The organism is Lysinibacillus sp. NPDC097162 (assembly GCF_044762185.1).
Taxonomy (GTDB): Bacteria; Bacillota; Bacilli; order Bacillales_A; family Planococcaceae; genus Lysinibacillus.
This window is the reverse complement of record NZ_JBIWDT010000009.1, coordinates 1-13168: the sequence shown is the minus strand read 5'-3', so window position 1 is coordinate 13168 and position 13168 is coordinate 1. Positions and strand designations below refer to the sequence as shown.

General features: G+C 38.5%; 7 protein-coding genes. 4 read left to right on the top strand and 3 right to left on the bottom strand.

From position 1 onward, the window contains the following. Window positions 1-112 precede the first annotated feature (112 nt). The 3 genes from ACIQXW_RS22450 to ACIQXW_RS22440 all read right to left on the bottom strand — a co-directional run bounded on the left by ACIQXW_RS22450 (window position 113) and on the right by ACIQXW_RS22440 (window position 5649). On the bottom strand, window positions 113-1798 hold the full coding sequence (locus ACIQXW_RS22450) for a methyl-accepting chemotaxis protein (protein ID WP_402765686.1): 1686 nt from the start codon (window positions 1796-1798) through the stop codon (window positions 113-115). Between the two features lie 523 nt (window positions 1799-2321). Continuing rightward, a complete protein-coding gene (locus tag ACIQXW_RS22445) occupies window positions 2322-3851 on the bottom strand; it encodes a catalase (RefSeq protein ID WP_340821327.1) in 1530 nt (509 codons plus the stop codon). Window positions 3852-4185: 334 nt separating this feature from the next. Continuing rightward, the gene (locus ACIQXW_RS22440; RefSeq protein WP_402765683.1) at window positions 4186-5649 is read right to left on the bottom strand and encodes a helix-turn-helix domain-containing protein; all 1464 of its coding nucleotides are present in this window, start codon (window positions 5647-5649) and stop codon (window positions 4186-4188) included. Between the two features lie 207 nt (window positions 5650-5856). On the opposite strand from ACIQXW_RS22440, the gene hutH reads away from it, so the two are divergent. The 4 genes from hutH to ACIQXW_RS22420 all read left to right on the top strand — a co-directional run bounded on the left by hutH (window position 5857) and on the right by ACIQXW_RS22420 (window position 12327). After that, window positions 5857-7371 (top strand): histidine ammonia-lyase, encoded by a 1515-nt coding sequence (gene hutH, locus ACIQXW_RS22435; RefSeq protein ID WP_402765680.1) that lies wholly within the window; start codon window positions 5857-5859, stop codon window positions 7369-7371. A 19-nt stretch (window positions 7372-7390) separates the two neighbouring features. Next, window positions 7391-9061 (top strand): urocanate hydratase, encoded by a 1671-nt coding sequence (gene hutU / locus ACIQXW_RS22430; protein WP_340821324.1) that lies wholly within the window; start codon window positions 7391-7393, stop codon window positions 9059-9061. Then, window positions 9058-10326, top strand: a complete 1269-nt coding sequence (gene hutI, locus ACIQXW_RS22425) for an imidazolonepropionase (RefSeq protein WP_402765676.1) — start codon at window positions 9058-9060, stop codon at window positions 10324-10326. Before hutU ends, hutI begins: the two co-directional genes overlap by 4 nt. A gap of 144 nt (window positions 10327-10470) precedes the next feature. Next, on the top strand, window positions 10471-12327 hold the full coding sequence (locus ACIQXW_RS22420) for an SLC13 family permease (RefSeq protein WP_340821322.1): 1857 nt from the start codon (window positions 10471-10473) through the stop codon (window positions 12325-12327). Window positions 12328-13168 lie beyond the last annotated feature (841 nt).

Sequence of the window (13168 nt, the reverse complement as noted above, 5' to 3'; positions counted from 1 at the left end):
CTTACAGTGTGAAGAGTGGAAAGTGTCCTCCGTAGTCATAAAAATGTGCATAGCAAAAAAGTGTTAGATTGATTGCTGTCAATCTAACACTTTTTCTTTTTTTGGCTGGCTATTAAATTTTAAATTTATTTATCTCATCTTGAAGGGTTGTTGCCTCATCACTTAATGATTTTGCAACAGCGTTAACCTCTTGAATAATTGATGTTTGCTCTTCAATTGCCGCAGCTATCAATTCGGATTGCTGTGCTGCATTTTTTGCCACAGATGACATTTCATTGACCGATGCAGCAACCTCTTCAGTAGCGGCAGAAATTTGCTGTGTGGAAGCTGAAACGTCTTCAATTTCAGATGCCATATGTTCAATTGCGTCCATTATTTCATTAAAGGCAGTTTGTGCATTATGAATGTATGTAACGCCTTCATCAACTTTTTGTACTGTGACGCTCACAGCTTTTTCTACTTCTCTTGTGTTTTGCTGAATATTTGTAGTTAAATTAATAATTTGGTTGGCGGATATTTTTGACTCTTCAGCTAGCTGACGTACCTCATCAGCAACGACTGCAAAGCCTTGTCCGTGTTCGCCTGCACGTGCAGCTTCGATGGCTGCATTAAGTGCAAGTAGGTTGGTTTGATCGGTAATATCGGTAATAACTTTCGTGATATTTTCAATTTCAGCCGATTGTGAACTTAACTGTTTAATGAGTTCGTTTGTCTTATCTGATGATTGCTGAATGACCATCATCTGATTTTCAGTCGTTTGCAACATTTTTTCGCCGTTATCGGCAACAGTTTGTGTATCAATTGCCTTTGAATGTAGCATTTGTGTAGCTTCAGCGATGCGTTGGACACCACGAGCTGTTTCGTCCATAGCGGTAGAGGTATCCTGTCCAGTAACTACAGCTTGGTTACCGTCCTCTGCCATGATTTCTATACGTTTTGCAATATCGCTAGAAGTAAGAGAAACTTCCTCTGTACTTGCCGATAATTCTTCAGAGCTAGAAGTCGTGTACTCAATATTATTTGCGACATTATCAATAAGTGAGCGCAAATTAGTTTTCATGACATTAAATGAATCAGCCAAATTTCGAATTTCATCTTTTGTTTTTACTTCTACATCTTCCTGTCGTAGATCGCCGCTAGCAATTACATTTGCTGCTGTGGCTAATTTATTAACGGGAATTGTAATCACTCTTGTCATAATGAACGTAATTATAAAGGAGAGAATAATAGAAGTAGCAGCGAGGATTAGGATGATATTCGAGCTTACAGATTCTGCTCTTGACGACTCTGCACGGGCTAGTTGTATTTGCTCCTCTTCATAAATGGCAATCTCGTGAATTGCTTGTTGAATTGCCTCTCTTGCAGGATGTGCTCTTGCTCTAAGAATATTGATAGCAGATTGTACATCATCTGGGCTATATGTATTGATAATCTCTTGTGCTGCATTTTCAAAAATGGCTTGGTTCGTTTTAATAATGTCCATTTGCTGTTGTGTCGTTTGGCTAGTAAACATTTTGTCCAGCTCTGTTATTTTAGCTTGGATTATTTGTTCTTGCTCCTCGAGCTTTTGTATTGTTACGTTATCTGGTTCAAGCATATATGAACGAAGATAGTTTCCTTGCAAAGCAGCAGCGATAAGGATTTTATCGACTTGTATAAGTTTATTAACACGGTTTTCAAATAATTCTTTATTCAATTTATCGATGTTATTCAGTTGGTAGTAGGATATTGAGCAGATAATTAGTAGTAAAAGAATAATTGTACCAAATCCAATATAGAGTTTTTTTCTGATAGACATCGTTCTTTTCCTCCATTCCAGTTTTGTTGTATTCGTACGCAACAATGTCAGGATATCTTATCGTTATTTAGAGTATGAAAATAATATGAAATTGTGGAATTGATCGATAGATATAAATGTTAATAAAAACACCTATATGACAATGGGGGATTTACGAATCAAAAAGACAATAACTATAGGTGAATTTAATCGTTGAATTCCACTGTGTTACATTATCAGTGAGTGGGGGAGATACCTTCCAGAACGAGTGGTGGCACTTGGCTCCAATCAACTGAATAGTAAACGGAATATTACAGTATCTGTTTTTGTGACAGATGAGAAAGCTTTAGAACGAAGGAAGATTAAAATATGTAAGATAGTCTTCCATTATAGCTGCTTGTTATAAAGCTTATTGGGAAAACTCAAAGGAACTAGCAATTAAACGGAGTAAAAATGACAAAAGGCATCGAGAAGTTAATTCTCGCTACCTTTTGTCTACTTGCCAGTGACGGCAAGCAATATTGGATATCAATAAAGTGGAATATTAAATGTTTGCTACTTGTTTTACTTCTGGTTTTACTTCTTGTTTTACATATGGGTTTGAAAGATTCATTCCATCTAATGAAAGACCCATCGCTTTTGCTACACCTTCACCGTATGCAGGATCAGCTAGATAGCAGTGTAGGATGTGACGACGTTTAATGAATTCTTCAACAGTAGCCATATCGTTTGCTGTATTTTCGAATAAGCGTTGTTGTTCTTCTGCAGATAAAAGACGGAATAATTTACCTGGTTGCTCGAAGTAGTTATTGTCATCTTCACGGAAGTCGTGGATATCTGCATGACCATCAATACGTAATGGTGGCTCTTTATAGTCTAAATTGTGCTCCCATTCACCATAGCTGTTTGGTTCATAACTTAAAGTAGAACCAAGGTTACCATCAAAACGCATAGCGCCATCGCGGTGGAATGAACGGAATGGGCATTTTGGTGCGTTTACAGGTAGCATGTGGTGGTTTACGCCTAAGCGATAGCGAGCTGCATCTGCGTAAGCAAAAATACGTGCTTGTAACATTTTGTCTGGAGAGTAGCTGATACCAGGCACAATGTTAGATGGTGCAAACGATGATTGTTCTACTTCTGCAAAGTAGTTATCAGGGTTTTTATTTAACTCGAATTCACCAACTGGAATTAGCGGGAAATCTTTTTTATACCAAACTTTTGTTAAATCGAATGGGTTATATGGTAATTCACGAGCTTGTTGTTCTGTCATGACTTGAATGTACATTTTCCATTTAGGGAAATCGCCTTTTTCAATTGCTTCATATAAGTCACGTTGTGATGATTCACGGTCTTTACCGATAATTTCAGCTGCTTCGGCACCAGTTAGGTTTTTAATGCCTTGTTCTGTGCGGAAGTGGAATTTCACCCATACACGCTCGTTTTGAGCATTGATAAAGCTATATGTGTGTGAACCGAAACCATGCATATTGCGGTAGCCTGTTGGAATACCACGGTCAGACATAACAATTGTAATTTGGTGTAACGCTTCAGGTAATAAAGTCCAGAAATCCCAGTTAGAATTTGCGTTTTTCATATTTGTACGTGGATCACGCTTAACTACATGGTTTAAATCTGTGAAGTGTAACGGATCACGGAAGAAGAATACAGGTGTGTTGTTACCAACTAAGTCCCAGTTACCTTCTTCAGTATAGAATTTAAGTGCAAAACCACGAATATCGCGCTCTGCATCTGCAGCTCCGCGTTCCCCCGCTACAGTTGAGAAACGAGCGAACATTGGCGTTTGCTTCCCAATCTCAGAGAAGATTTTTGCTTTCGTATATTGAGAAATATCATGCGTAACAGTAAATGTGCCGAAAGCTCCAGAACCTTTTGCGTGCATACGACGTTCAGGTATAACTTCACGGTTGAAGTTTGCTAATTTTTCAATTAACCATACATCTTGAAGTAAAAGAGGACCACGAGGACCTGCTGACATAGAGTCGTGGTTGCTTACTACTGGAGCACCACCTGCTGTTGTAAAACGACGGCTACGATCATTTGCGTTTGTCATATTAGTTTACCTCCTGAAAAATATTGTGAGTCAAACTCCTCGTAAATAACTATAACAAATATAAAATAGAATTTCTAGTACATTATAATAATTATTGTTAAAGAATTTATCTCGCAAGATATAAAGTATAAATATATGCGTGTTTTTCAAAAAATATACATAGTTTTTCAGGTTGTTTTCACTATTTATATAGTGTTTTCAGTCGTTTCGAAGGAAATTGAGATTTACTATTATATAAGTATTAACCTGTGTGAAGTATAGTAATTTCTTTTGTTTTACTATTTATATTGAAAATAGAACGGTCTAATTGAAAATCATATAGAATGCACTCTCATTAGATCTTCCAACCTTTTCGATAGCGATTAGGTGTAGTCCCTATTAGCTGTTTAAATAATTTACTAAAATAATTTGGATCATCAAAGCCATTTAAAAGTGCGATTTCACTAATAGCAAAATCTGTTTCAATAAGCATTTTGGTCGAATTTTGAATACGAACCTGTTGTAAATAGCGTTTAAACGGCTGGCCTTGCTTCTTTGCAAATATAGTACTTAAATAATTGGGACTAATACCTAACTTTTGGGCGATAAAAGGTAAAGATAGTTCGCTGTCATGGTATTGATGGTCAATTATATCTAAAGCTAATTCTACATAGTCTGCTTTTTTCTCCATTCGAGCCTCTCTTGCCAATTCAATAAGTCTTTGTGTGAATAAAATAATGCCATTGAGAATTGTATAGAAAATCGGGTGTTCAATAATTAAATGAAAAAGCTGACGATAGTTTTGTTCAATCGCGGCTTTCTCATGAAGTTTATATTTCAACATAAAGCGGCGAATTTGTGCTAATACACTTGTTAGATGAATGCGTAAATCATCTTGTTCGTAATAAATACTTCCATTTGATAATCGATATAAAAATGCTTTTACTGCCTCGATATTTCCTTCCTCTAAACTCTTAATAAGTAACTGTTGTTCCTCTGGTGTGAGTAAAGGATCTAAGGGCTGTGTTTGATATTGTTTAGTTGCATAAAAAATATGGCCAAAGCCTTCGTAAAAACTTTGAAGAAGGGCGCGTTTTGTTAAAGCATACATATCTTTTAAAGTTGTTGGCTTACCATCATAAATCCCTATATTTAGAGCACCATTATTAGTCATTTGCCATTCTTTTAGTAATGTACGAATATCCTTTTCAATAATTTTTAAATCGCTTGTTTGAAACAAGCAGATAATTGTATCTGATAATGGATAAATGCTCATTTGATAAAAAATAGGTGTTTGTTGGAGCCATATGAACAATTTATTTAATGTTTCTGAATGCTCAGGTTCAATCATTGTGAACTGAATATTTGTTGTTAATGAGCTTGTTGTACTTTCTAAAAATAATTGATAGTAAAAAGATTCGTCTTTAGCATCAGGAATCACTTTTTGTATTTGAGGTGTATGAAGAGAAATAGCAGTGAGTTTCTGCTTCAACACTTCTAAATCAATTGGTTTTACAAAAAGATGCGCCACCTGTAAATCAATTGCTTTTAATGCGTTTTTAAATAATGGCTCTGTCGTTATGGCGAGTATTTTGCCAGGGTGCTTTTGTAAAAGTCCATAAAGAGCTGTTAAACGGTTATTAGGCAGCAAATCAATATTTAATAAAATGACCTCTGGGGCAAATTGTTGGATGCTCTTTGTGGCCTCGGAAATAGTAGAACACATCTCAATTGATAAATCTCCAGGAAAGTATGTATGTAAAAACCATCGTATGCCTGACAGTTCTGTGAGATCTCGATCAATTAGTAACAGTCGCATGGAATCAGCCTTTCGTAAAATATTCTAGTTTCGTAAATTATTACGATTATATTAATAAAAATAACATAAAAATCCGAAATAATTCCTGTTTTCTCTTTTAAAATTCTATATTTTCTGAAAAAGGTAGTTTGTACAATGGATATAGAGAAATTCTATTTTTTTTTACGCTTTAATTTACATATGCTGTTAAGAATAGGGGGATATCGTATGCAAAAAATCATCGAACTTGATGGCAATACGTTAACGAGACAACAGGTTGAGGAAATCGTGAGAGGTCAGGCTACGGTTGCACTATGTGCTGAAAGTACGAAACGTGTTCAATTAAGTAGGGAACGGATTGAAAAACGTTTAGCTGAAGGGCATGTAATCTATGGCGTTAATACAGGCTTTGGCAAACTAAGTAATATACAAATTGAAGAATCGGATATTGAGTTATTACAGTTGAATTTATTGCGCTCGGATGCAACAGGTGTTGGAGAGCCACTTCCAACTGAAGTTGTGCGTGCGATGATGATTTTACGTGCAAATGCATTAGCACGTGGCTTTTCAGGTATTCGACAAGAAACATTGCAACTATTACTAGACTGCATCAATAAAGGTGTACATCCAATCGTTCCATCGCAGGGGTCGGTTGGAGCAAGTGGGGATTTAGCACCGTTATCACATTTAGCTTTAGTGCTTGTAGGTGAAGGGAAAGCTGAGTTCAACGGGGAGCTTATGACGGGTGGTGTCGCGTTACAAAGAGCAGGCCTATCAGCTGTAAGACTACAAGCGAAGGAAGGTTTAGCACTTGTAAATGGTACGCAAGCAATGACAGGAATTGGTGCTTTGACATTGAATGAAGCAGAGCGTATTGGGCTTGCCGCAGATATGGCAGCGAGTCTGTCGTTAGAGGCGTTAAAAGGTATTACCAATGCATTTGATCCTGCACTTTTAGCTGTAAGACCACATCCAGAATTAGAGCTTGTAGGTGGGCGTATTCGAAAATGGCTTGATGGTAGTAAACGTGTGACGAAGCAGGGAGAAGTTCGGATGCAGGATGCATATTCGCTTCGATGCATTCCACAAGTACATGGTGCTTCTTGGCAGTCATTTTTCTATGCCGAGCAACGTGTGCAAACGGAAATGAATGCTACAACAGACAATCCTATCGTTTTAGAAAATGGAGAAGTTGTATCGGGAGGTCATTTTCATGGCCAGCCAATAGCGTTAGCGATGGACTTTTTAAAAGTTGGGGTTAGTGAATGGGCTAATATATCGGAACGACGCACAGAGCGTATGGTTAATCCTCAGCTTAATGATGGTTTACCACCATTTTTAGCAACAAATCCAGGTCTTGAATGTGGGCTTATGATTGCACAATATACGGCTGCTTCGATTGTATCCGAAAATAAGGTGCTGGCACATCCTTCGAGCGTGGATTCTATTCCTACATCAGGGAATCAGGAAGACCATGTCAGCATGGGAACAACATCCGCTCGACAAGTGCGACAAATTGTACACAATGCTGCACGGGTGATTGCGATAGAAATGATTTGTGCTTCGCAAGCTATTCATTTAGACAAGGCAGAGGAGCAATTATCTCCGACAACAAGGTCGTATTTAGAAAAAGTACGTGAATTCTGTCCACCATTATTAGCAGATCAACCTATCGGCGATGAAATTGAAGCATTAGCGAAGTACTTATTGGCAAGTGATGATTTAGTAATGTTAGCAAAATAAAAGCAAAGGGGATGGCAGTATGAAAACACCAACAACGATTCGTGCACCAAGGGGAACAGTGCTCTCTTGTAAAGGATGGACACAAGAGGCGGCAATGCGCATGCTGATGAATAATCTGGATCCTGAAGTTGCGGAAAATCCTGATGAGCTCATCGTATATGGAGGCATAGGTAAAGCAGCACGGAACTGGCAAAGCTACGAACAAATCATAGCCTCTTTAAAAGAATTAGAGAATGATGAAACTCTTCTTATTCAATCAGGAAAGCCAGTAGCTGTCTTCCGTACACATGAACATGCACCACGCGTCTTAATAGCCAATTCAAACTTAGTGCCTGCATGGTCGAATTGGGAGCATTTCTACGAGCTAGAAGACCGTGATTTAATGATGTATGGTCAAATGACAGCTGGTAGCTGGATTTATATTGGTGCTCAAGGGATTTTACAAGGAACATATTTATCGTTTGTAGAGGCTGGGAAGAAAGTGTTTGGGACTGCTGATTTACGTGGTAAATTCATTCTTACTGGTGGTATGGGCGGCATGAGTGGTGCACAGCCTTTAGCTGGGAAAATGGCTGGTGCAGTCATTTTAGTCGTTGAGGTGGAACGTGCGCGCATAGAACGCAAAATAAAAGAAGGATACTGTGATTATCTTGTTGAGACAGTAGATGAGGCAATTGCGTTAGTCAATAAATTACGTGATCAGCAAGAGCCTGCGTCTATTGGTCTTGTCGGCAACTGCGCAGATATTAATCGGGAGCTATTGAATCGAGGGATTATTCCGGATTTTGTGACAGACCAAACATCTGCACATGACCCGATTAATGGTTATGTACCGAATGGCATGACCTTTGAAGAAGCGTTAGAATTACGCAAAAATGATGTTAAAACATATGAGCAAAAGGCAAAAGAAACGATGGCAGAGCATGTTCGTACAATGCTTGAATTTCAACAGGCTGGTGCAGAAGTATTTGATTACGGTAATAACATCCGTGCTTATGCGAAAGAGATGGGTGTCACGAATGCCTTTGACTTCCCAGGCTTTGTGCCAGCATATATTCGTCCTCTGTTTTGTGAGGGTAAGGGACCATTCCGTTGGGCAGCCCTTTCTGGAAACCCAGAGGATATTTATAAAACAGATGCTTTAGCAAAAGAAATGTTTGCGGAAGACGAAGGGCTTGTCAATTGGATTGATATGGCGCAAAAAATGGTGAAATGGCAAGGGCTACCTGCTCGTATTTGCTGGTTAGGCTACGGTGATCGTCATCGCTTTGCATTGAAGGTCAATGAAATGGTAGCGAATGGTGAGTTATCTGCACCAATTGTTTTTGGTCGCGACCATTTAGATTCTGGCTCTGTGGCATCGCCAAATCGTGAAACAGAAGGAATGCTTGATGGCTCAGACGCTGTATCAGATTGGCCGATTTTAAATGCACTTGTCAATACGGCGAGTGGAGCAAGCTGGGTTAGTGTCCACCATGGCGGAGGCGTAGGAATGGGTTATTCTCAGCACGCAGGTCAAGTGTTAGTGGCAGATGGCTCAACGCTAGCAGCTGAGAAAATTGCACGCGTGTTGATTTCCGACCCAGGAATGGGCATTGTGCGCCATGCTGATGCAGGCTATGAAATTGCTATTAATACGGCAAAGAACAAAGGTGTCCGCATGCCGATGTTAAAGGATGATGTGAAATGACCATTTTGATTAAAAATGCGAATGAAGTCATTACGTTAAAAAACACAGTACAAGGTCCTCGGATAAAAGAACAAATGCGAGATATCGCAGTAATAGAAAATGCCAGTGTGCTGTTGCAAGAAAATCGTATAGTCGCTGTTGGGTCTTATGAGCAGTTAGCAATAGATTTCCCACATTTAGTAGAGGTAGCGGATGTTATTGATGCCACTGGGAAGATTGTGATGCCTGGTTTAGTGGATTGTCATACGCATTTAGTACATGGTGGTACACGTGAGCAGGAATTCAATATGCGACTTAATGGTTCCACTTATATGGACATTATGAATGCTGGTGGCGGCATTCATGCTACGACAAAGCGTACACGAGAAACAAGTTTTGAAGTGTTATATGAAAAGACGATGCAACATTTAGATGTATTTTTAAAGCATGGTGTGACAACCGTTGAGGCAAAATCGGGCTACGGTTTAGATTGGGAAACGGAAAAGAAACAATTGGAGGTAGCGAAAAAGCTACAAGACACACATGCTGTAGACGTCATCAGTACCTTTATGGGTGCACATGCGGTGCCGCGCGATTTTAAAGGTCGCGAAGATGAATTTGTCGATGTTGTTATTCATCATATGTTGCCAAAAGTGGCAGAACTAAAGCTCGCAGAATTTAACGATGTATTTTGTGAAAACGGGGTATTTACTCCACTGCAATCCCGACGTATTTTAGAGGCTGGCAAAGCGCTTGGGCTGACACCGAAAATACATGCTGACGAAATAGAGCCTTATAATGGAGCGGAGTTAGCCGCTGAAGTGGGAGCCATCTCGGCGGAGCATTTGTTAGTAGCCTCTGATGAAGGAATTCAAAACATGGCTACAGCTGGTACGATTGCGGTATTGCTACCTGGAACTGCCTTCTTCTTGCGCGCGCCATTTGCGAGAGGGCGTTTGATGATTGATGAAGGGGTACCTGTAGCTATATCAACAGACTTTAATCCGGGTTCATCTCCGACAATGAGTTTGCCATTTATTATGAATTTAGCTTGTATGCATATGGGTTTGACACTAGAGGAAGTGTTAACTGCTACGACGATTAATGCTGCTTGTGCACTTAACAGAGGTCATGAAATTGGGACACTTGAAGCAGGGAAGCAAGCTGACGTCATCATATTGGACGTTGCTAATTACAAGCAACTACAATATTTTTACGGCATGAATCATACGCATACTGTTATTAAAAAAGGGCAAGTCGTAGTACGTGAGGGCATTCTTTTATAGTAACAAAGGTATTGGATGCGATATTAATAGTAATTGTGCATTTATTTACAAATTAAATATTACAGAAAAAGCATAAATAGGGGGAGATCCGTTATTTATGCTTTTTTTCGTATAGAATATAGTTGTTACTATAGATAGAAGGGAATGTTTAACGTGCAGCTTACATTAACATTTCTTATTTTAGGAATGACGATTTTTGCATTTATGACAAATCGAGTGCGCGCTGATTTTGTTGCTATCGTGTCACTTCTCGCATTTGTTATCGCTGATATTTTAACACCTGCGGAAGCTTTAGCAGGCTTTTCAAATTCAGTTGTTCTTATGATCGCGGGACTTTTTGTTGTTGGCGCGGGTATATTGCGTACAGGGCTTGCGGCAATGGCTGGACAATTATTAATGAAATGGTCGGGGAATAGTGAGTTAAAGCTATTTGTATTATTGCTCATTATTGTGGGCTCTGTAGGTGCCTTTATGAGTAATACGGGGACAGTCGCCTTAATGATGCCTATTGTTGTGAGTATTGCAATTAGTATGAAAGAAAGTCCTTCAAAGTTTTTGCTACCACTTTCTTATGTAGCTAGTCTATCGGGGTTAATGACGTTAATTGCATCTCCACCAAATTTAATTGTCAGTCAGCTTTTGGTCGATCGTGGCTATCAGAAGCTAGGGTTTTTTGAGGTAACACCCATTGGCATTGTTGGGATGATTGCAGGGATTTTATATTTGGTGCTCGTGCGCAATATATTGCTACCACATGATAAAAATAAAACACAAACATCTTCTGGTTACAAGCTCTCACCAAAGAAAATTGTTAAACAATATGATTTAAACAATCGACTGTTTAAAATGTTTGTGCCTGAAGATTCTACCATTATCGGTATATCACTAGCAGAATTAAAGCTTCCTGCAAAATACGCGCTCTGTATGATGAAAATTCAACGTAAATCACAGGATGGTATCAATTTACTCCCTATGACTTATCAAGAAATGGCTGGTCCAACAAGTGTTATACATGCCTTAGATGAACTCTATGTACAAGGTGAGGAAGAGGATATTGCTTGCTTGGCTGCAGATTATGGCTTAGTGATGCAGGAATTAACAGAGAATGAGGCAGATGAATTAGTAACAAAGCACCTTGGTATTGCGGAGGTCTTATTAACACCAAATTCTAGTTTCATTAATGAAACAGTAAGTTCACTTGGATTCCGTGAAAAGTATAATCTCAATATTATTGGTATTAACCATAGAGGTGGCTATAAGCTACAGGATATGGTTAAGCATAAGTTGAAATTTGGGGATGCCATTTTAGTGCAAGGTGCATGGGATGAAATATTAGTGCTTGCTAGAGAGACGCAGGATGTTGTTGTAGTTGGTCAGCCGAAGGAGCATGCGAGTGTTGCGGCAGCTACTGGTAAGGCTGGTATAGCGGGTGCGATTATGTTATTGATGGTTGGATTAATGGCGTTTGAAGTTTTTCCGGCTGTGATTTCCGTTATGATAGGAGCGGTTTTGATGATTATAACGGGCTGTTTGCGAAATATGGAAGATGCGTATAGTAATATAAATTTTGAAAGTATTGTGCTCGTCGCGGCGATGCTTCCAATGGCAACCGCACTAGAGAAAACAGGCGGAATGGTTATTTTATCAGATGGTATTATTGATGCTCTCGGTAGCTATGGTCCATATGGGGTGCTGATAGGGATATATATATTAACAGTAATTTTTGGCCAATTTATTAGTAATACGGCAACTGCTGTTCTGTTTGCGCCAATTGCTATGAATGCAGCGATTGCAATGGATGCAAATCCCACAACATTTATGATTGGTGTAGCTGTTGCAGCGAGTATGGCGTTTGCCACGCCAATTGCCTCCCCAACCAACGCACTTGTTATGACGGCGGGTGGCTATAAATTTATGGATTTTGTAAAGATTGGCGTACCGTTACAAGTTGTTATGTTTATTGTAATGATGCTAGCAGTTCCATTCTTCTTTCCGTTTTAAATTTTATGTTTTGCTGAATTTCAGACGTTAGACATTGGTGATCTGAATATATGCTGTCTGCTGTGGTTTTCGTTATGCCACAGTGGACAGCAAACAGCAAATGTTTGAAAAAAGTAATAGACGCAAAAGAAAGAATGGCTATATCAGTAGAAGGAAAATCGAAATTGGTATGGGAATAGCTACGTGATGGTGGGATTTTTTTATACGAACACGTTCTAGAAAAAATGAGGAAGTAATATTAACGATAAAAGATATTCAAAATATATTACGAAAATATCCTTTATATATTGTGTAGCTGTCCTTATTAGCATACGAGGTAAACGAGGTTCCAACGTGTATGTAAAATACAAATATACAAAAACCTATATATAGGAAGGTTCTCATGTAAACTTAAAAAACAATGATACTATTAATAGCTTACTAATGAAGTTTTTTTTATAAATTAATATTTTTTGTAGAAAAACACTTGCAGAGATTGTAGAATCGTGATAAATTATTACTTGTCGCTAAGACGACTCAACAATAAGTACTACAAGCTTTAAATAACATCATAAAAAAGTGTTGACATTAACACTTTGGAGTGATAAGATATAAAAGTTGTCGCTTCTGAAAAGAGAATAACATCTCAAAAAAGTTGTTGACAAAGAATATCGAAAATGTTATTATATAAAAGTTGCTGAAAACAAAGTGCAACGAAATGAACCTTGAAAACTGAACAAGCAAAACGTAATCAATATAGTTTTTAGTAGCTAACTTCGTTAGTGAACGAAACAAAATTTTGGACATCAAAATTGATGCCAGCAAAACAATTTGAGCTAATCAAATTTCTTTTATGGAGAGT

Coding starts and splice junctions, on each gene's coding strand:
- ACIQXW_RS22450 (WP_402765686.1), bottom strand. CDS start 1,798: ATGTCTATCAGAAAAAAACTCTATATTGGATTTGGTACAATTATTCTT.
- ACIQXW_RS22445 (WP_340821327.1), bottom strand. CDS start 3,851: ATGACAAACGCAAATGATCGTAGCCGTCGTTTTACAACAGCAGGTGGT.
- ACIQXW_RS22440 (WP_402765683.1), bottom strand. CDS start 5,649: ATGCGACTGTTACTAATTGATCGAGATCTCACAGAACTGTCAGGCATA.
- hutH (WP_402765680.1), top strand. CDS start 5,857: ATGCAAAAAATCATCGAACTTGATGGCAATACGTTAACGAGACAACAG.
- hutU (WP_340821324.1), top strand. CDS start 7,391: ATGAAAACACCAACAACGATTCGTGCACCAAGGGGAACAGTGCTCTCT.
- hutI (WP_402765676.1), top strand. CDS start 9,058: ATGACCATTTTGATTAAAAATGCGAATGAAGTCATTACGTTAAAAAAC.
- ACIQXW_RS22420 (WP_340821322.1), top strand. CDS start 10,471: ATGTTTAACGTGCAGCTTACATTAACATTTCTTATTTTAGGAATGACG.